Source organism: Pseudomonas retamae, assembly GCF_043496865.1.
Taxonomy (GTDB): Bacteria; Pseudomonadota; Gammaproteobacteria; order Pseudomonadales; family Pseudomonadaceae; genus Aquipseudomonas; species Aquipseudomonas retamae.
The window spans coordinates 90,145-109,752 of the sequence record NZ_JBIEIL010000014.1; the positions used below are offsets into that span (position 1 = coordinate 90,145).

Here is a 19,608-nt window from a genome sequence, read left to right on the forward strand (position 1 = left end):
ATTTGCTGGCATTTTGTCAGTTTGTTAGTGCAGCCTTACAAGGTTGCCTTGTTCGCTTGTTTTCAAAGGTTATAAGTAAAGTTCATATTCGAATCAAATGCTGGGTAATGCACTTTTTTGTGGCGATTGCGTTACACATTAGTGCACGCATAACGCAATCGCGTTACTTATAGAAACAGTCAATCAGCCACGGTAGTAGCGTTGCGGAACAAATGGCATTTTGCTTACAAGCATTTGCACCTTTTTCCCACGCACGATGGCCCACACCGGAGTCTCAAGAGCAGCATAAGCGCTGTCGAGATAACCCATCGCCAACGGCCCGCCCAGGGTCGGGCCGAAACCACCGCTGCACACGCTGCCGATGATCTCCCCGGCTTCGTTGACGATCTCTGCGCCTTCACGCACTGGCGTACGTTCCTGTGGCAGCAGGCCAACGCGCTTGCGGGCGATGCCGTTTTGCTGTTGCGCGAAAATCTGTTCCGCACCGGGGAAACCGCCGGCCCGCGTGCCATCCGCGCGACGTGCCTTGGAAATCGCCCAGAGCAGGCTCGCCTCGATCGGCGTGGTCTCGGTGTTCATGTCGTGGCCATACAGGCACAGGCCGGCTTCCAGGCGCAGCGAATCACGAGCACCGAGGCCAATGGCCTCGACCTCCGGTTCGGCGAGCAGGGCGCGAGCCAGTTTTTCCGCTGCTGCGGCCGGAACGGAGATTTCGAAACCGTCTTCCCCGGTGTAGCCCGAACGGCTGACAAAGCAATCAACGCCCAGCAACGACACACGGTTGAACTGCATGAACGTCATCTTCGCCACTTCCGGCGCAAGACGCGCCAGCACGGTTACGGCTGCCGGGCCTTGCAATGCCAGCAGCGCGCGCTCTTCGAAGAGCGCTGTAATGGTGCACTGATCGCCGATGTGTTGTTGCAGATGCGCCAGGTCCTGATCCTTGCACGCGGCGTTGACCACCAGGAACAATTCGTCGTTGCCGAGGTTGGCGACCATCAAATCATCGAGGATGCCGCCGCTCTCATTGGTGAACATCGCGTAGCGCTGCATGCCCACCGGCAGGTCGACGATGTCCACCGGCACCAGGGTTTCCAAGGCTTTGGCGGCGTTGGCGCCGGTCAGGCGGATCTGGCCCATGTGCGAGACGTCAAACAGCCCGGCCTGTTCGCGGGTGTGCTGGTGTTCTTTCATTACGCCGAGCGGGTATTGCACGGGCATGTCGTAGCCGGCGAAGGGCACCATGCGCGCGCCGAGTTCGAGGTGCAGCGCGTGCAGCGGGGTTTTCGAGAGTTGTTGTTCGGTGGACATGCGTGGCTCCTTTGAATTTGGATTGCGGGGGAGAGGCAAGATCAAGAGCCCCTCACCCCAGCCCTCTCCCGGAGGGAGAGGGAGTTAACTGTGTCGTCTTCCGGAGGGAGGTGAACTTGATTGCGTTATCTCCCGGTGGGACAGGGCGCTAGTTACGTTCAGCATTCGATAATGTTGACCGCCAGGCCGCCGCGGGCGGTTTCCTTGTATTTGCTTTTCATGTCGGCGCCGGTCTGGCGCATGGTGCGGATGACTTTGTCGAGGGAGACGAAATGCTGGCCGTCGCCGCGCATGGCCATGCGCACCGCGTTGATCGCTTTCACCGAGCCCATCGCGTTGCGCTCGATGCACGGCACTTGCACCAGCCCGCCAATCGGGTCGCAGGTCAGGCCGAGGTTGTGTTCCATGCCGATTTCCGCGGCGTTCTCGACTTGCTGCACGCTGCCGCCGAGCACTTCGCACAGCGCGCCGGCCGCCATCGAGCAGGCCACACCGACTTCACCCTGACAACCGACTTCAGCGCCGGAGATCGAAGCGTTTTCCTTGTAGAGAATGCCGATTGCCGCAGCGGTCAGCAGAAACCGCACGACGCCGTCGTCATTCGCGCCGGGGATAAAACGCATGTAGTAATGCAGCACTGCTGGAATGATCCCCGCCGCGCCGTTGGTTGGCGCCGTGACCACGCGCCCGCCGTTGGCGTTTTCTTCGTTGACCGCCAGTGCATACAGGTTGACCCAGTCGAGCACTGACAGCGGATCGCGCAGCGCCGATTCCGGGTTTTTGCACAACTGCCGATGCAGCGCCGCTGCTCGGCGTTTAACCTTCAGTCCGCCCGGCAAGATTCCTTCGTTGCGGCAACCCGCGGCGACACAGTCCTGCATGACCTGCCAGATCTTCAGCAGTCCGGCGCGGGTCTCCGCTTCCGGGCGCCAGGCGCTTTCGTTGGTCAGCATCACCTGACTGATCGACAGACCGTAGGTGCTGCAATGGCCGAGCAAGTCCTTGGCGCTTTTGAACGGGAACGTCAGCGGTGTGGCGTCTTCGACGATACGGTCGGCACCGGCGGCATCCTCATCGACGACAAAACCACCGCCCACCGAGTAATACTCGCGGCTGCGAATCTGCAGCCCCGCCGCATCGAAAGCGCGGAAGATCATGCCGTTGGGGTGATAGGCCAGCGGTTTGCGAATCATCGCCAAGTGTTCTTTCTCATTGAACGCAATGCTCTGTTCGCCGAGCAGATTCAGCCGGCCGCCGCCACGAATCTCTTGCAGACGCGCGGCGACGGTTTCGGTGTCGACGGTGTCCGGGTGCTCGCCTTCGAGGCCGAGCAACACGGCCTTGTCGCTGCCATGTCCCTTGCCGGTGGCGCCGAGCGAACCGTACAACTCGACGCGCACGCTGGCGGTGGCCGAAAGCAGGCTTTCCCGCCGCAAACCTTCAGCGAAACGCGCGGCTGCGCGCATCGGGCCGACGGTGTGGGAGCTGGAGGGGCCGATGCCAATCTTGAACAGGTCGAACACGCTTAACGACATGAGTGTTTCTCCGGTTTCTTGTTATGGGAATGGCGATGTTACGGCTCACTGCATTTCCCTGTGGGAGCGAGCCTGCTCGCGAAGGCGTAGTGTCAGTCAATGCTCCGGTATCTGACACGGCGCCTTCGCGAGCAGGCTCGCTCCCACATTGGGATTTGCAGTGTTGCTGAAATAGGGGCAGGCAAACCCGCCCCTCATTCCCTTAAGCGTAGCTTTCGATCGACGGGCAGGCGCACACCAGGTTGCGATCGCCGAAGACGTTGTCGACGCGACCGACCGGTGGCCAGTATTTGCCTTCAACCAGCGACGCCACCGGGTACACCGCTTGTTCGCGGCTGTACGGATGAGTCCACTCGCCCACCAGTTCCGCCGCGGTGTGCGGGGCGTTTTTCAGTGGGTTGTCGTCCTTGTCCAGCGTGCCGTTTTCCACCGCGCGGATTTCTTCGCGGATGCGGATCATGGCGTCGCAGAAGCGGTCCAGTTCTTCTTTGGATTCGCTTTCGGTCGGCTCGATCATCAGCGTGCCGGCGACCGGGAACGACATGGTCGGCGCGTGGAAGCCGAAGTCGATCAGGCGCTTGGCAACGTCATCGACGCTGATGCCGCTGCTGTCTTTCAATGGGCGCAGATCGAGAATGCACTCGTGCGCCACCAGGCCGTTGCTGCCGGTGTACAGCACGGGATAGTGCTCTTCGAGTCGACGGGAAATGTAGTTGGCGTTGAGGATCGCCAGCTGCGAAGCGCGCTTGAGACCGGCGCCGCCCATCATGCGGATGTACATCCAGGTGATCGGCAGAATGCTCGCGCTGCCGAACGGTGCCGCGCAAACTGCGCCTTCCTTGCGCTCCATCTGACCGTGGCCTGGGAGGAACGGAGTCAGGTGCGACTTGACGCCAATCGGGCCAACGCCCGGGCCGCCACCGCCGTGAGGAATGCAGAAAGTCTTGTGCAGGTTCAAGTGCGAAACGTCGCCGCCGAACTTGCCCGGGGCGCAGAGGCCGACCATCGCGTTCATGTTGGCGCCGTCGATGTACACCTGGCCGCCGTTGTCATGAATGATCGCGCAGATTTCGCGGATGCCTTCTTCGAACACGCCGTGGGTCGACGGGTAAGTGATCATCAGCGCGGCGAGGTGTTCGCGGTGTTCGATGGCTTTGGCGCGCAGGTCTTCGATATCGACGTTGCCACGCGCGTCGCACGCGGTGACGACTACGCGCATGCCGGCCATGTTGGCGGTGGCCGGGTTGGTGCCGTGGGCCGACGATGGAATCAGGCAGATGTCGCGGCGTTCATCGCCACGGCTCTGGTGGTAGGCGCGGATCGCCAGCAAGCCAGCGTATTCACCTTGCGAACCGGCGTTCGGTTGCAGCGAGATCGAGTCGTAGCCGGTGGCGGCGCAGAGCATCGCTTCCAGCTCGTCAGTTAGTTGCTGGTAACCGGCGCTTTGTGCGGCCGGGGCGAACGGGTGCAGGGCGCCGAATTCGGCCCAGGTCACCGGGATCATTTCGCTCGCGGCGTTGAGTTTCATGGTGCACGAGCCCAGCGGGATCATGGTGCGATCCAGTGCCAGGTCCTTGTCCGCCAGTTTGCGCAGGTAGCGCATCAGCTCGGTTTCCGAGTGATAACGGTTGAACACCGGGTGGCTGAGAATCGGCGACTGGCGAACCAGCGACGCAGGAATGGTGCTTTGTACCGAAGCGGCCAGCGCAGCGAAGTCCGGCAGGGTCTTGCCGTCAGCGAACAGGCCCCAGAGGGTTTCGATATCGGCCTGGGTGGTGGTTTCGTCGACCGACAGACCCAGACGTTCGGCATCGATGACGCGCAGGTTGATCTGCGCCGCGTGCGCCTTGTCGTGCAGCGCCGCGGTGTTCGCTCCGGTCGCTACGGTCAGGGTGTCGAAGAAGCTGGCTTGTTCGACTTTGGCGCCCAGCGCGGTCAGGCCCTTGGCCAGAATCGCGGTCAGGTGATGCACGCGGTTGGCGATCTGGGTCAGGCCTTTCGGGCCGTGATACACGGCGTACATGCTGGCGATGTTGGCCAGCAACACCTGCGCGGTGCAGATGTTCGAGGTGGCTTTCTCGCGGCGGATATGCTGCTCGCGGGTCTGCATGGCCAGACGCAGCGCCGGCTTGCCGAAGCGGTCAACCGAAACACCGACCAGACGGCCCGGCATGTCGCGCTTGAACGCATCTTTGGTGGAGAAATACGCGGCATGCGGGCCACCGAAGCCCAGCGGCACGCCGAAGCGTTGCGCCGAACCGATCGCCACGTCAGCGCCGAACTCGCCCGGGGCGGTCAGCAGGGTCAGGGCCAGCAGGTCGGCGGCCACTGCGACCAAAGCGTTGGCGGCGTGAAAGCGTTCGGTCAGTTCGCGATAGTCGAACACGTCACCGTTGCTGGCCGGGTATTGCAGCAGTGCGCCGAAGAACGGGGTCACGTCGGTCAGTTCGCGCTCGTCGCCCACGACCACGTCAATGCCCAGCGGCTCGGCACGGGTGCGCAGCACGTCGAGGGTTTGCGGGTGGCTGTGGATCGAGGCGAAGAACTGGTGGCTGCCCTTGTTCTTGCTCAGGCGTTTGCAGAAGGTCATGGCTTCAGCAGCGGCGGTGGCTTCGTCGAGCAAAGAGGCGTTGGCGATCGGCAGGCCGGTGAGGTCGCTGATCAGGGTCTGGAAGTTCAGCAGCGCTTCGAGACGGCCTTGGGAAATTTCTGGCTGGTACGGGGTGTAAGCGGTGTACCAGGCCGGGTTCTCCAGCAGGTTGCGCAGGATCGGCGAGGGTGTGTGGCAGTTGTAGTAGCCCTGGCCGATGTAGGTTTTGAACAGCTGATTCTTGCCGGCGATCGATTTGATCATCGCCAGCGCGTCGGCTTCGCTCAGGCCGTCGTCCATGCCGAGCACGCTGGTGCCCTTGATGCTTTCCGGGATGACGCTGGCGCTCAGGGCTTCGAGTGAGTCGAAGCCGAGGCTGTTGAGCATGGCTTGCTCGTCGCCGGCGCGCGGGCCGATGTGACGGGCGATGAATTCGTTGGCGGTGCCGAGGTTGATTTGGCTCATGTCGCTACTCCTCAGGCTTCGGCTTGGGCTTTGATCAGACGGTCGTAAGCGTCCTGATCGAGCAGTTTGGCAACGGCCGCGGCGTCGCTTGGCTGAAAGCGGAAGAACCAGCCTTGGCCCAGCGGATCTTCGTTGACCAGTTCCGGAGCATCTTCCAGCGCCGGATTGACTTCCAGTACGTCGCCATCGAGCGGCATGTACACGCCGCTGGCAGCCTTTACCGATTCCACGGTGGCGGCTTCGGCGCCTTTTTCGTAGGCCTGCAGCTCAGGCAGTTGCACGAACACCACGTCGCCCAAGGCGTTCTGCGCGAAAGCGGTAATGCCGACAGTAACGCTGCCGTCAGCTTCGGTGCGCAGCCATTCGTGATCTTCAGTAAAACGCAACTCGCTCATGGAAACTCCTCAGGGGCCAGACTCGTCTGGTGGACGCGGTGGAAAGCGTGGGCGGTGATGCCCTTATTAATGAGGAATTGTTTAGCAAGAATGCGGCCAATAAGATTTTTAGCTTTTGAATCAATAGGTTAGCTATTTACGACGGCGACGTTCGACGGTCGGGTGTAGCGAAATCGCTACAGTCGCCGCTGAGGATAAAAGCTGAGCGGGATCAAAGCCTTGCACAGCGCTGATCGAGGAAGGGTGTATCGATATCGTTCCGCTGTAGCGGTTTCAGTACAGATGGAGGTCGTTTTCAACGAATGTCGACCCTACACGCAAACCCTGTGGGAGCGAGCCTGCTCGCGAAGCGGTGTGTCAGTCGCTAATGATTTTGCTGATATACCGCTTTCGCGAGCAGGCTCGCTCCCACCGGGGGGACTTTTCCACAGGGAAAACAGATGTTGTGTTCAGGGCTTGTTGGGAATGCCGTACTTGCGCAGTCGATGGGCGATCGCCGTGTGCGAGGTCTGCAAGCGGCTCGCCAGTTGTCGGGTCGAGGGATAGCTGACGTAGAGCTTTTCCAGCAGCTCGCGCTCGAAGCCTTCGACTGCCTGTTCAAGGCTGTCGACGTCGGTGTCGGTCTGCCGTGCGACCGAGGTGCCAGCGATGTCCAGATCGCCGATATCCACCAGGCTGCTTTCACAAATCGCCGCCGCGCGGAAGATCACGTTTTGCAGCTGGCGCACGTTGCCCGGCCAGCGGTTGCCGAGCAGCGCCGGGTAAGTCCCCGGTGCGAGGCGGCAGACCGGGCGTTGAATCTGCGCGCAGGCCTGCTGCATGAAATAGCGCGCCAGCAGCAGAATGTCCTGGCCGCGTTCACGCAGCGGCGGCACTTCGACGTTGAGCACGTTGAGGCGATAGAACAGGTCTTCGCGGAACAGGCCTTCGCTGACCATTTTTTCCAGATCGCGATGGGTGGCGCTGAGGATGCGCACATTAACCTTCACTTCGCGATCACCGCCCACTCGGCGGAAACTGCCGTCATTGAGAAAACGCAGCAACTTGGCTTGCAGGTACGGTGACATTTCGCCGATCTCATCGAGAAACACCGTGCCCTGGTTGGCCAGTTCCATCAGCCCGGGTTTGCCGCCGCGCGCGGCGCCAGTGAAGGCGCCGGGGGCGTAGCCGAACAGTTCGCTCTCGGCGAGGTTTTCCGGCAGCGCCGCGCAGTTGAGGGCGAGAAACGGCGCACTGTGGCGCGCGCTGATCGCATGGCAGGCGCGGGCGACCAGTTCTTTGCCGGTACCGGTTTCGCCCTGGATCAACAGCGGAGCATCCAGCGCGGCGACCCGTTGCGCGCGCGCCTTGAGGGTGCGAATCGCCGGGGATTCGCCGAGCAGCGCATCAAAACCTTCGGCGTGGTCGTGGTGCAGCGCCGAGAGTTGTTCGCCGATACGGTTCGGTTGATACAGGGTGAGCAGGGCGCCGGCGTCGGTGATCGGCGTCGCGTCGAGCAACAAGGTCTGGCCGTTGACCGTGATCTCGCGCAGCGGCAGGCGGAAGCCGTTTTCGAGCAAGGCGTCGAGCAGCGCCGGATCGTTGAACAGTTCCGCGACACTTTCCCCGGCCGGTTCGCGACCGTACAAGGCAATCAGCGCCGGGTTGGCCAGCAGCACCTTGCCGGCGCTGTCGAGGGCCAGCACCGGGTCGGTCATCGCCGCCAGCAGGGCATCGAGTTGCAGGTGTCGACGCTGGCCGGGAAGGATGTCGACCACCGTCACCGCCTCGACGCCACGGACCCGAAACAGCGCATCCTTGAGTTCTTCGAGCACCTGTGCGCTCAGGGTCGGCGCGTCGATGTAGACGTTCGGCGGGATCATCTCCACCGCATCCAGATTGAGATTGCGCCCACCGAGGATAGCCAGGACTTCCTGGGTAATGCCGACGCGGTCGATGAAGCTGACGTGGATACGCATGGGGCGGTTCAGTGATCTGCAGGGCGGGAGCGCGCAAGTATGCCTTGGGGCGGGGAATTGGTGAAATCTGTGTCCTGCGCTGATCGTTCCCATGCTCCGCGTGGGAATGCCGCCACGGACGCTCCGCGTCCGCTGTGACGCAGAGCGTCACGGGATGCATTCCCACGCAGAGCGTGGGAACGATCATTGGAAGGGGTTCATTCGAAGTGTTCGGGATTCACCGGATCCCCCGAGTGCATATTCAGCTTCTGCCGAATATCCTCGAACATCAGATCGTAATGCTTGTGCACCGAACCGATCTGGCTGTGGGTCTTGGGGATTCCGTACTTCTCGGCGATCCGCGTGACATCGCGGGCGAAGTTGTAAGCCTCTTCCTTGGGCAGGAAAAATGTCTCCTTCACGTCCTTGCCTTGCATGCTGCCATGCAGAGTGAACTGAATGCCTTTGCCTTTCTGCGGATCGGTGAACACTTCATAGTCCAGATGCACGTTGTAATTGACGTCATCGTCGGTCAGCGCGTGTCGCTCGATGTGCAAATGACCAGGTTCGAATTGGGCCATTGAGTTACTCCTTTCAAGGCATGGGAGAAGGGCAGGCCCAGGGCCTGCCCCCGGAGTTATTGTTCTCGGTAGCTGATGCCCGGCTTGGCCGTGGACACGCGGGTACCGGTGGTGCCCTGCACGATCGCTTCGATATCCGCCAGCGAGCCGATCACCGCGACCTTGCCAGTATGGCGCGCGAATTCACAGGCTGCCTGCACCTTCGGTCCCATGGAGCCGGCGGCGAAACCCAGACGTTCGAGTTCATCCGGGTGGGCTTCGGCGATGGCTTTCTGTGTCGGTTTGCCGTAGTCGATGAATGCCGCGTTGACGTCAGTGGCGATCACCAACAGATCAGCTTCCAGCTGTTCAGCGAGCAGCGCCGAGCACAGGTCCTTGTCGATCACCGCCTCGATGCCTTTGAGGTTGCGCTGCTCGTCGTACATGGTCGGAATCCCGCCGCCGCCGGCGCAGATCACGATGCTGCCTTTGTCGAGCAGCCACTTGATCGGGCGGATTTCGAAAATGCGTTTCGGCCGCGGACTGGCGACCACGCGACGGTATTTGTCGCCGTCCGGGGCAATCGCCCAGCCTTTCTCGGCGGCGAGTTTTTCTGCTTCGGCCTTGTCGTACACCGGGCCGATGGGTTTGGTCGGGTTCTTGAAAGCCGGGTCGTTGGCGTCGACTTCAACCTGAGTGAGCAGGGTGGCGAACGGCACTTCGAAGTCGAGCAGGTTGCCCAGTTCCTGTTCGATGATGTAGCCGATCATGCCTTCGGTTTCGGCGCCGAGGACGTCCAGCGGGTACGGGCTGACCGAGGTGTAGGCCGCCGCTTGCAGCGACAGCAGGCCGACTTGCGGGCCATTGCCGTGGGCGATGACCAGTTGGTTACCGGGATGGATCTTGGCGATTTGCTCGGTGGCGATGCGGATGTTGGCGCGCTGGTTGTCAGCGGTCATCGGCTCGCCACGGCGGAGCAGGGCGTTACCGCCCAGAGCTACGACGATACGCATGGTGCATGTCCTTCTGAACAGAGGAAAGGCAAACGACTCGATCTCCCTGCCGGAACCGGGATCCCTGTGGGAGCGAGCCTGCTCGCGAATGCGGTATGTCATTCAACAGTGATGTTGTCTGATCTGGCGCTTTCGCGAGCAGGCTCGCTCCCACATTGGGTTTCCGGTTCCGGCAGCGGGAGCGCAGTGGCGTTAAAGATCAGCCAGGGTCGAAACCAGAATCGCCTTGATCGTGTGCATGCGGTTTTCCGCTTGCTCGAAGGCGATGCAGGCGGGCGACTCGAACACGTCGTCGGTCACTTCGATGCCGTTTTTCAGGTGCGGATACTGCTCGGCAATCTGCTTGCCGACTTTTGTATCGCTGTTGTGAAAGGCCGGCAGGCAGTGCATGAACTTGGTGCGCGGGTTGCCGCTGGCTTTCATCAGTTCGGCGTTGACCTGATACGGCAACAATTGCTGGATGCGCTCGGCCCAGGCTTCCACCGGCTCGCCCATCGATACCCAGACGTCGGTGTGAATGAAGTCGACGCCTTTGACCGCCTCTTTGGGATCTTCGGTCAGGGTAATGCGCGCGCCGCTTTCCTCACCGTATTTCTTGCAGCGCTCAACCAGATCGTCGAGCGGCCACAGGGCTTTCGGCGCGCAGATGCGCACGTCCATGCCCAGTTTGGCGCCGATCAGCAACAACGAGTTGCCCATGTTGTTGCGCGCGTCGCCCAAGTAGGCGTAGCTGATTTCATGGATCGGCTTGTCGGCGTGTTCACGCATGGTCAGCACGTCGGCGATCATCTGGGTGGGGTGATATTCATCGGTCAGGCCGTTGAACACCGGCACCCCGGCGAACTTGGCCAGTTCCTCGACGATCTCCTGTTTGAAGCCACGGTATTCGATCGCGTCGTACATGCGCCCGAGCACGCGGGCGGTGTCTTTCATGCTTTCCTTGTGGCCGATCTGCGAGGAATTCGGGTCGATGTAGGTAACGTTGGCGCCTTGGTCGTAGGCGGCGACTTCGAACGCGCAACGGGTGCGGGTCGAAGTTTTTTCGAAGATCAGGGCGATGTTGTTGCCCTTCAGGTGTTGTTGCTCGGTGCCGGTGTATTTCGCGCGTTTCAGATCGCGGGACAGGTCGAGCAGGTAACGCAATTCGCGAGGGGTGTGGTGTTCCAGGCTCAGCAAATTACGGTTGTGAATGTTAAAAGCCATGATGGATCTCCTTCGGTGTCGGTTATCCCCCTGGCTGCACTCGGTAAGTGCCGGCCAGGGCTCAGAGGTTAGTAATCAATCGGGTCGCGGATGATCGGGCAGGTCATGCAGTGGCCGCCGCCGCGGCCGCGGCCCAGTTCGCCGGCGCTGATGGTGATGACTTCCACACCGGCCTTGCGCAGCAGGGTGTTGGTGTAGGTGTTGCGGTCGTAGCCGATGACCACGCCCGGTTCCACCGCCACCACGTTATTGCCGTCGTCCCATTGCTCGCGTTCGGCGGCGAAGCTGTTGCCACCGGTTTCCACTACGCGCAGCTTGGGCAGGTTGAGCGCCGCGGCGACGGTGTCGAGGAAGCTGCCTTCTTCGCGGCGAATGTCGATGCCGCCCTGTTTGCTGTCATCAGGGCGCAGGGTGAAGGCGACGATCTGATTGACCACTTCGGGGAAGATCGTCACCAGGTCGCGGTCGCAGAAGCTGAACACGGTGTCCAGGTGCATCGCTGCGCGCGATTTCGGCAGGCCGGCAACGATGACTTTTTCCACCGCTTTGTTCTTGAACAGGTTCAGCGCCAGTTGGCCAATGGCCTGACGCGACGAACGTTCGCCCATGCCGATCAGCACCACACCGTTGCCGATCGGCATGACGTCGCCGCCCTCAAGCGTGGAGCTGCCGTGGTCCTTGTCGGGGTCGCCGTACCAGATCTCGAAGTCGGCGTTGGTGAACTGCGGGTGGAATTTGTAGATGGCCGTGGTCAGCAGGGTTTCCTGACGGCGCGCCGGCCAGTACATCGGGTTGAGCGTCACGCCGCCGTAGATCCAGCAGGTGGTGTCGCGGGTGAACTGAGTGTTGGGCAGCGGCGGCAGAATGAAGCTGGAGTGGCCGAGGAAGTCGCGGAACATCTGGATGGTCTTGCCACCGAAGCTGTCCGGCAGATCGTCGGCGGAAACCCCGCCAATCAGAAACTCGGCAATGTGCCGTGGTTCGAGGCTTTTCAGCCAGGATTTGACTTCGTTGATCAGGCCCAGGCCCACCGAATCGGCGGTGACCTTGCGCTCGAGAATCCAGTCCAGCGCCTCAGGGATGGCGACGATGTCGGTGAGCAGGTTGTGCATTTCCAGCACGTCGATGCCGCGCTCACGCATCTTGGTGACGAAGTCGAAGTGATCGCGCTTGGCCTGCGCCACCCACAGCACGTCGTCGAACAGCAGTTCATCGCAGTTGTTCGGGGTCAGCCGCTGATGGGCCAGACCTGGGGAGCAAACCATGACTTTACGCAGTTTCCCGGCTTCGGAATGGACGCCGTACTTCACTTTTTCCGTGGTCATTTCAGTGTTCCTCCAGATGACGATTCAATCAGGGGTTACAGCGTCAGGAAGCCGTCGTAGAGACCGTAGGCCGCCACCACGGCGCCTATGACCACTGCGGCGAAAATCAGCTTCTCGACGTTGGTGAAAACCGGTTGTTTGAGTTCCAGCTTGGCCTTGGCGAACAGGATCGCGCCGGGTGCGTAGAGCAGGGCCGAGAGCAGCAGATACTTGACCCCGCCGGCATACAGCAGCCACACCGCATAAATCAGGGCGATGCCGCCGATAATCAGGTCCTTGCGCCGCTCGGCGGCGAAGCCTTCGTAACTCTCGCCACGCACCGCCAGCAGCAGGGCGTAAGCCGCCGACCACAGGTACGGCACCAGAATCATCGACGTGGCGAGGTAGATCAGCGACAGGTAGGTACTGGCTGAAAACAGGGTGATGATCAGAAAGATCTGCACCATCGCGTTGGTCAGCCACAGGGCGTTGACCGGTACGTGATTGGCGTTTTCCTTGCGCAGAAACTCCGGCATGGTGTGGTCTTTGGCGGCGGCGAACATGATCTCCGCGCACAGCAGCACCCACGACAGCAACGCCCCCAACAGCGAGATGATCAGGCCGACGCTGATCAGCACCGCACCCCAATGCCCGACCACGTGCTCCAGCACCGCAGCCATCGACGGGTTCTGCAGTTTTGCCAGTTCCGGCTGGGTCATGATGCCCAGCGACAGCACATTGACCAGCACCAGGAACAGCAGCACGGTGATGAAACCGATCACCGTGGCCTTGCCGACGTCGGAACGTTTTTCTGCGCGGGCCGAGAAGATGCTCGCGCCCTCGATGCCGATGAACACCCACACGGTGACCAGCATCATGTTGCGCACCTGGTTCATCACACTGCCCAGGTCAGGGTTTTTCACGCCCCAGATGTCGGCGGTGAAGATGTCCAGTTTGAACGCGAAGACCGCGATCAGCACGAACAGCAGCAGCGGCACGACCTTGGCAACGGTGGTCACCAGGTTGATGAACGCCGCTTCCTTGATTCCGCGCAGCACCAGGAAATGCACGCCCCACAGCAACACCGAGGCGCCGATCACCGCCGCCGGGGTATTGCCTTCACCGAATATCGGAAAGAAGTAACCGAGGGTGCTGAACAGCAACACGAAGTAACCGACGTTGCCCAGCCAGGCGCTGATCCAGTAGCCCCATGCGGACGAGAAGCCCATGTAATCGCCGAATCCGGCCTTGGCGTAGGCGTAGACACCGCCGTCCAGGCCCGGCTTGCGATTGGCGAGGGTCTGAAAAACAAAAGCGAGGGTGAGCATGCCGACTGCGGTGATGGCCCAGCCGATCAGCACTGCACCGACGTCGGCGCTGGCGGCCATGTTTTGTGGCAACGAAAATATCCCGCCACCGATCATTGAACCGACTACCAGTGCAACCAGTGCACCGAGTCTTAGTTTTCCGGGCGCTTCAGACATTTGCATGACTCCATTGCAGGAGAGAAGAGATCACAGCGTAAATCTGTTGTCTGTTCAAACAGCTGACGTAGATCAGTTCATGGTCACATTCCATTGTTAATGAATGACTTAGGCAACCACTAGTGGCATATGGCTTTCGTCTTCGAGGCCCGTTCTAGAGGCTTTGTGGCTATGTGGTTGGGAATGGCTATTATTACTTTCGAATTATCACGCTAGTTCTTTTCTGGCGTTTGGCAAATTTTCCGCCGCTGTTTTCAGTACAGAATTGATTAATCAGGATCAGCACACAGAATGGCTTCGACGTGCTATGCGTTATCGTTGTCGGCTATATATAAAGGGGTACGCTGAACCTTTATCTGATAAGCGTCATCTACCATTAAGATTTTTAGCCGGTCCTTGTTACAAATAAACTTCGCCACTGTTTTTCAAGGAGACTTGCATGTCGCAACCGACACACAAGCTGCGACTGGGCGCGCTGATTGCGCTGGTGGTGGGGTCGATGATCGGCGGGGGAATTTTCTCGCTGCCGCAGAACATGGCCGCGCGCGCTGATGCCGGAGCGATCCTGATCGGGTGGGGCATCACTGCCGTCGGCATGCTGACGCTGGCCTTCGTATTTCAGACCCTGGCCAATCGCAAGCCGGAGCTGGACTCGGGCGTGTACGCCTACGCCAAGGCCGGGTTCGGCGATTACATGGGGTTTTCCTCGGCGTGGGGCTACTGGATCAGCGCCTGGCTGGGCAACGTCGGTTACTTCGTGTTGCTGTTCAGCACCCTCGGCTATTTCTTTCCAGTGTTCGGTCAGGGCAATACGCCGATCGCCATCGGCTGTGCTTCGGTGCTGCTGTGGGCCGTGCATTTTCTGGTGATGCGCGGGATCAAGGAGGCGGCGCTGATCAACCAACTGACCACCGTCGCCAAGGTCGTGCCGCTGATCATGTTCATTGTCATCGCGGCGGTGGCGTTCAAGGCGGATATTTTCACCCGCGACATCTGGGGCACCAGCAATCCGAATTTCGGCGGGGTAATGGATCAGGTGCGCAACATGATGCTGGTCACCGTGTTCGTATTCATCGGCATCGAAGGCGCCAGCGTGTATTCGGCGCGGGCGGAGAAACGCAGCGACGTCGGTCGCGCCACGGTGATCGGTTTTATCGGCGTACTGGCGCTGCTGGTGCTGGTCAATGTGCTGTCGCTGGGGATCATGACCCAACCGGAACTGGCCAATCTGCAGAACCCTTCACTGGCAGCGGTGCTTGAGCACATTGTCGGGCCGTGGGGCGCGTTGCTGATCAGCGTCGGCCTGGCGATTTCGCTGCTCGGGGCGTTGCTGTCGTGGGCCTTGCTCTGCGCCGAGATCTTGTTCGCCACCGCCAAAGACAAGACCATGCCGGCGTTCCTGACCAAGGAAAACAAAAATCATGTGCCGGTCAACGCGCTGTGGCTGACCAACGCGATGATCCAGATTTTCCTGTTGATCACGCTGTTTTCGGCGGGCACTTACACCAGCCTGATCTACCTGGCCTCGTCGATGATTCTGGTGCCGTACCTGTGGTCGGCGGCCTACGCGGTGCTGCTCAGCGGGCGTGGCGAAACCTACGAACAGGCCTCGGCCGAACGCAGCAAGGACCTGCTGATCGGCGGCATCGCTCTGGTCTATGCGGTGTGGTTGCTGTACGCCGGCGGGGTGAAATACCTGCTGCTGTCGGCGCTGTTGTATGCGCCGGGGGTGATTCTGTTTGCCAAGGCCAAACATGAAGCGGGCGAACCGTTATTCACCACGGTGGAGAAGGGGATTTTTGCCTGTGTGGTGATTGGCGCGGGGTTGGCGGCGTATGGGTTGTATAGCGGGGTGTTGAGTTTGTGATCGGAATGTTGCTTTGGCAGGGCCGGCGTATTCGCGAGCAGGCTCGCTCCCACAAGGGAGCGCACATCTCATGTGGGAGCGAGCCTGCTCGCGAAAGCGCTCCCAACATCACCACTGCGCTTGATGTGACCCCAATTCGGCGGCCGGCAGATCCCACCAAACCGGCGTCCCGCTGATCAGCACCGGCACGCGCAACCGCCGCGCCGCCCCCCACGCGGTCTGTTCAATCGCCGGATCCTGATCCAGCGCTTCTTCGGCACGCAACGGCTCATTCGTGCCGGCCCCACGCTCGACCAACAACTTCGCCGTACGCGCCAGCGACAACCGCGCCGACCCCCCGCGTCCGTTGGCCAGTCGTTCAGTCAGCAACCTCAGCGCACTCGCCGCCATCAGATACCCGGTCGCATGGTCCAGCGCCTGCACCGGCAAGGGCGTCGGTTTATCCGCCTGCTGCCAGCGCATCCCGGCCTCGGCGATGCCGCTGCTCATCTGCACCAGGCTGTCGAAGCCGCGCCGGTTGCGCCACGGACCGCTCCAGCCATAGGCATTCAGGCTGACGTCGATCAACCCCGGCGCCAGTTGTTGCCGACGTTCAAAGCCGAAGCCGAGATTTTCCAGGGCATCGGCGCGATAGCCGTGCAGCAGCAGGTCGGTCTCTTTCAACAGGCTTTCGAACACCGCGCGATCTGCCGCGTCGTGCAGATCAAGGCGCGCGCAGCGCTTGCCAACGGTCATTTCCGGGACGACGCCGGGTTCGTTCCACGTTGGCGAATCGATGCGCAACACATCCGCGCCCAGCCCGGCGAGAAAGCGGCTGGCCGTGGGGCCGGCCAGCACGCGGGTCAGGTCCAGCACCTTGATCCCGGCCAGGGGGCGCGCGGCTGAGCCTTGCCAAGCCAGGGTTTTGCCATCCGCCTGTTCAGCAAAATGCACCAGCGGCTCGGCATTCACCGCCAGCCCTTGCCGGTGCTGCTGCCACTGCGCCCAGCTGCGCATTTCGGCGGCGCAACCGTTGGCTTCGACCACCGCTTGCTCCAGCGCCGCACTGGTCCACTTTGCGACGTTGGCCGCCATCGCCGCACGGTCGGCGCAGGCACCGAGCACCCGTTCCGCGGCGGCGCGGTGATGCGGGGCGTTGGTGTGCAGGCGGATCCAGCCGTCGGCGGTGGCGTAGTCACCGGCGACCGCGTCCCACAGCGGCGGGACTTGCCAGCCGATTGGCCGGATTGAGGAACTGAACCAGAACGACGCCAGGCGACGATCGACGGCGACGGTCGGCAACTCAGCGGTCTGCTGGCCGAGCAATTCGCTGACCGTCTGACCGGCCGCGGCGAGGCTGGCGCAGGCCAGATCGGTGACGGCGAACGCCGAGGGCAGGGCACCACGCCCTTCGCACGCGATTGGTGTGGGTGGCAAGCCGAGCGCGGCTTGCAGGGAGGTGAGCAAGTCAGTCATCGAAAACCCCTCCGGAGCGAGAGGGCGATGATAGTGCAAAAAACACCCTGAAGATCGTTCCCACGCTCTGCGTGGGAATGCCTCAAGGGACGCTCCGCGTTCCAGCTTTCGATTGGGACGCAGAGCGTCCCGGGCTGCATTCCCACGCAGAGCGTGGGGAACGATCAGAGGGGGACTACACGCGGAACTGATCCATCAATTTCATCTGCTGGCTCGCCAGGCTGTTGAGCTGGCTGCTGATCGCGGCCGATTCAGTGGCCTGCCCGGTCAGGGTTTCGGTGACGGTGCGGATCGCCGAGACGTTGCGGTTGACCTCTTCGGCCACGGCGCTCTGCTGCTCGGCGGCGCTGGCGATCTGCAGGTTCATGTCGCTGATCACTGTCACCGCGTCGCTGATCTTGCCCAGCGCGTCGACTGCCTGACGAATCTGCCCGGCGTTGTTGTGCGCCTGGGTCTGGCTCGAATGCATGGTCGCGACCACGCCACGGGTGCCGGTCTGGATGCGCTCGATCACCAGGCGAATTTCCTCCACCGAGTCCTGAGTGCGCTTGGCGAGGTTGCGCACCTCGTCAGCGACCACGGCGAAACCACGGCCACTCTCACCGGCGCGGGCAGCTTCGATGGCGGCGTTGAGGGCGAGCAGGTTGGTCTGCTCGGCGATGCTGCGGATGACTTCCAGCACCGAGCCGATCTGCTCGCTGTTGACCGCCAACGCTTCGACTTCGCTCACCGCTTTACTGACTTCGTCGGCCAGTTGATTGATATCGCGGGTGCTGCGCTCGATGATCGCCATACCGTCCTTGGCCGACTGATCGGCGCCTTTCGCAGCATTGGCGGCGTTCGAGGCGCTGTTGGCGACGTCGTGGGCGGTGGCGCTCATTTCGTTCGACGCTGTGGCGACCTGGTCAATCTCGCGGAACTGCACCTGCATGCCTTCGCTGGTCTGCCGCGCGATCTCCGAAGACTGGTCGGCGGTGCCGCGGGCTTCGGTGATGCTTTGTTTGATCTGGGCGATGGTCGGTTGCAGCTTGTCGAGGAAGCGGTTGAACCAGTTCACCAGTTCGCCCAGTTCATCTTTTTTGCTGTAGTTCAGGCGCTGGGTCAGATCGCCTTCGCCGCTGGCGATGTTCTTCAGCATTTCAGCGACGCTGTTGATCGGCCTAGTAACGCCGGAAGCGGTGAGCCAGATCAGCAGCAGGCCGACCAAACCGGCCACCACGGCGACCAGCAGTGCGGTAATCACGCCGGTTTCCTGAGCATCGTCGAGCACCGCTTGCAGTTTCACCGAATCGGCCAGCAGCACGTGTTTCGGCAGGTCGATGACCACGCCCCAGGCGCGCGAATTGCCGATCGGGTCGACCGGATACACCGCGCGGATCAGGTCGCCCTGTTCGAGGATCTTCGGCGTACCGGCGGTGAGCAGTTGCAGCACGTCCTTACTGTCGACACCGGGGGTGTCGCCGATCTTCTTGCCGACCTTGCTTGCATCGGCGCTGTCCGCCGCGAGCACGCCGCTGCCGGAAACAATAAGCATGTGCCCGGCGTTGTTGAACAGGTTGCGCTGCGACTCGACGGCGGCGGCTTGCAGGGCGTCGAGGGCAATGTCGATACCGACCACGCCGAGGGCTTTGCCGTCGACCATCAAGGGCACGGAAATGGTCGTCATGAGCATTTCCTTGTCGCCGACGGTGTCGGCATACGGATCGAGCAGGCAGGTGCGCTTATTGTCGCGAGGGCAGGTGTACCAGCTGTTGTAGGGCGTGCCGCTGACGCTGAGGGTGGTTTTGGTCAGGTCTTCTTCGACCATGATCGTGTTCAGCGCAGCACCGCCGGCGCGGCTCCAGTAAGTGGCGAAGCGCCCGGCTTCGTTGGACTGGCGCGCGGCGTCATCGACGAATTCGCTGTCCTTGCCATCCAGACCGTTGGGTTCGAAGGCCAGCCAGATGCCCAGCACCTTGTCGTTGCGCTCGAACGCGGTTTTCAGGCTCTGGTTCAACTGTTCGCGCAGGGCGCCGGCGTCGAGTGAACGCTTGGCAGCCATGACGCGCAGGTCCTTGATCTGATCGGCCAGCGCGGTGATCACCAGCAGGCTTTCGCCGAAGGTTTTCTGCACACGCACCGCTTGTTCGGCGGCTTTGGCCTGCAGCAGATTTTGCACGCTGGCGGTGAGCAACTGGTTGCTGGAAGTACTGACCAGTTCGTCGTTCTGATTGGTCTGGTACATGTTCATGCCGACGATCAGCGCAACCACACCGAGCAGGCACAGGCCGCTGAGCAGGACGATTTTCAGGCGAATGGAGAGTGAGTCGAACATCGGGCGTCTCGTAAATGGAATAGGAAAAGTGACTGTCGGGTAAATGAACTACCCGGTTCGCCAAATCCATTCAGCGCCATGTCTGCTCATCGGCGAGCAACGAGACGGCATGAGGCCGCTGCCGACGAACGGTCAGTGCTAAACGTTTGCGCAGGAGATTGTGCCGAAACCAAGA

The 19,608-nt window shown here is 61.4% G+C and carries 13 protein-coding genes and 1 pseudogene; 1 reads left to right on the plus strand and 13 read right to left on the minus strand.

Annotated elements, in window-relative coordinates:
* Window positions 1-183 precede the first annotated feature (183 nt).
* The 10 genes from gcvT to arcD (ACGSLL_RS23935) form a co-directional block, all read right to left on the minus strand.
* On the minus strand, window positions 184-1,311 hold the full coding sequence (gene gcvT, locus ACGSLL_RS23890) for a glycine cleavage system aminomethyltransferase GcvT (RefSeq protein WP_394508182.1): 1,128 nt from the start codon (window positions 1,309-1,311) through the stop codon (window positions 184-186).
* Window positions 1,312-1,469: 158 nt separating this feature from the next.
* Window positions 1,470-2,846, minus strand: coding sequence for an L-serine ammonia-lyase (locus ACGSLL_RS23895; protein WP_394508183.1), 1,377 nt, complete (start codon window positions 2,844-2,846; stop codon window positions 1,470-1,472).
* A gap of 202 nt (window positions 2,847-3,048) precedes the next feature.
* Entirely contained in the window at window positions 3,049-5,901 is a 2,853-nt protein-coding gene (gene gcvP / locus ACGSLL_RS23900) for an aminomethyl-transferring glycine dehydrogenase (RefSeq protein ID WP_394508184.1), read from the minus strand.
* Window positions 5,902-5,912: 11 nt separating this feature from the next.
* Window positions 5,913-6,296: a glycine cleavage system protein GcvH gene (gene gcvH, locus ACGSLL_RS23905; protein WP_208940046.1), complete on the minus strand. Its 384-nt coding sequence runs from the start codon at window positions 6,294-6,296 to the stop codon at window positions 5,913-5,915.
* A gap of 449 nt (window positions 6,297-6,745) precedes the next feature.
* Window positions 6,746-8,254: a sigma-54-dependent transcriptional regulator gene (locus tag ACGSLL_RS23910; RefSeq protein ID WP_394508185.1), complete on the minus strand. Its 1,509-nt coding sequence runs from the start codon at window positions 8,252-8,254 to the stop codon at window positions 6,746-6,748.
* A gap of 197 nt (window positions 8,255-8,451) precedes the next feature.
* Window positions 8,452-8,814 carry a DUF5064 family protein gene (locus ACGSLL_RS23915; RefSeq protein WP_394508186.1) on the minus strand — a complete coding sequence of 121 codons (363 nt, stop codon included), beginning with the start codon at window positions 8,812-8,814 and terminating at the stop codon, window positions 8,452-8,454.
* 56 nt (window positions 8,815-8,870) lie between these two features.
* Entirely contained in the window at window positions 8,871-9,806 is a 936-nt protein-coding gene (gene arcC / locus ACGSLL_RS23920) for a carbamate kinase (protein ID WP_394508187.1), read from the minus strand.
* Window positions 9,807-9,998: 192 nt separating this feature from the next.
* Entirely contained in the window at window positions 9,999-11,009 is a 1,011-nt protein-coding gene (locus ACGSLL_RS23925) for an ornithine carbamoyltransferase (protein WP_394508188.1), read from the minus strand.
* A 68-nt stretch (window positions 11,010-11,077) separates the two neighbouring features.
* Window positions 11,078-12,334, minus strand: coding sequence for an arginine deiminase (gene arcA, locus ACGSLL_RS23930; RefSeq protein ID WP_093099008.1), 1,257 nt, complete (start codon window positions 12,332-12,334; stop codon window positions 11,078-11,080).
* A gap of 35 nt (window positions 12,335-12,369) precedes the next feature.
* Window positions 12,370-13,797 carry an arginine-ornithine antiporter gene (gene arcD / locus ACGSLL_RS23935; protein ID WP_394508189.1) on the minus strand — a complete coding sequence of 476 codons (1,428 nt, stop codon included), beginning with the start codon at window positions 13,795-13,797 and terminating at the stop codon, window positions 12,370-12,372.
* Between the two features lie 439 nt (window positions 13,798-14,236).
* Here arcD (ACGSLL_RS23935) and arcD (ACGSLL_RS23940) point away from each other — a divergent pair, with 439 nt between their 5' ends.
* A complete protein-coding gene (gene arcD, locus ACGSLL_RS23940) occupies window positions 14,237-15,664 on the plus strand; it encodes an arginine-ornithine antiporter (protein ID WP_394508190.1) in 1,428 nt (475 codons plus the stop codon).
* 108 nt (window positions 15,665-15,772) lie between these two features.
* On the opposite strand, the gene ACGSLL_RS23945 is transcribed toward arcD (ACGSLL_RS23940), so the two are convergent.
* The 3 genes and pseudogenes from ACGSLL_RS23945 to ACGSLL_RS23955 all read right to left on the minus strand — a co-directional run.
* Complete coding sequence (locus ACGSLL_RS23945) at window positions 15,773-17,119, minus strand: CoA transferase (protein ID WP_394508191.1); 1,347 nt, start codon at window positions 17,117-17,119, stop codon at window positions 15,773-15,775.
* A gap of 175 nt (window positions 17,120-17,294) precedes the next feature.
* Window positions 17,295-18,050, minus strand: coding sequence for a methyl-accepting chemotaxis protein (locus ACGSLL_RS23950; protein WP_394508231.1), 756 nt, complete (start codon window positions 18,048-18,050; stop codon window positions 17,295-17,297).
* 102 nt (window positions 18,051-18,152) lie between these two features.
* Window positions 18,153-19,433, minus strand: a pseudogene (locus ACGSLL_RS23955) (methyl-accepting chemotaxis protein); the annotation flags it as partial.
* Window positions 19,434-19,608 lie beyond the last annotated feature (175 nt).

What these genes read in the sequence shown, in the direction of transcription:
- gcvT (WP_394508182.1), bottom strand. Translation starts at nt 1,311, where the DNA reads ATGTCCACCGAACAACAACTCTCGAAAACCCCGCTGCACGCGCTGCAC.
- ACGSLL_RS23895 (WP_394508183.1), bottom strand. Translation starts at nt 2,846, where the DNA reads ATGTCGTTAAGCGTGTTCGACCTGTTCAAGATTGGCATCGGCCCCTCC.
- gcvP (WP_394508184.1), bottom strand. Translation starts at nt 5,901, where the DNA reads ATGAGCCAAATCAACCTCGGCACCGCCAACGAATTCATCGCCCGTCAC.
- gcvH (WP_208940046.1), bottom strand. Translation starts at nt 6,296, where the DNA reads ATGAGCGAGTTGCGTTTTACTGAAGATCACGAATGGCTGCGCACCGAA.
- ACGSLL_RS23910 (WP_394508185.1), bottom strand. Translation starts at nt 8,254, where the DNA reads ATGCGTATCCACGTCAGCTTCATCGACCGCGTCGGCATTACCCAGGAA.
- ACGSLL_RS23915 (WP_394508186.1), bottom strand. Translation starts at nt 8,814, where the DNA reads ATGGCCCAATTCGAACCTGGTCATTTGCACATCGAGCGACACGCGCTG.
- arcC (WP_394508187.1), bottom strand. Translation starts at nt 9,806, where the DNA reads ATGCGTATCGTCGTAGCTCTGGGCGGTAACGCCCTGCTCCGCCGTGGC.
- ACGSLL_RS23925 (WP_394508188.1), bottom strand. Translation starts at nt 11,009, where the DNA reads ATGGCTTTTAACATTCACAACCGTAATTTGCTGAGCCTGGAACACCAC.
- arcA (WP_093099008.1), bottom strand. Translation starts at nt 12,334, where the DNA reads ATGACCACGGAAAAAGTGAAGTACGGCGTCCATTCCGAAGCCGGGAAA.
- arcD (WP_394508189.1), bottom strand. Translation starts at nt 13,797, where the DNA reads ATGTCTGAAGCGCCCGGAAAACTAAGACTCGGTGCACTGGTTGCACTG.
- arcD (WP_394508190.1), top strand. Translation starts at nt 14,237, where the DNA reads ATGTCGCAACCGACACACAAGCTGCGACTGGGCGCGCTGATTGCGCTG.
- ACGSLL_RS23945 (WP_394508191.1), bottom strand. Translation starts at nt 17,119, where the DNA reads ATGACTGACTTGCTCACCTCCCTGCAAGCCGCGCTCGGCTTGCCACCC.
- ACGSLL_RS23950 (WP_394508231.1), bottom strand. Translation starts at nt 18,050, where the DNA reads ATGCAGGTGCAGTTCCGCGAGATTGACCAGGTCGCCACAGCGTCGAAC.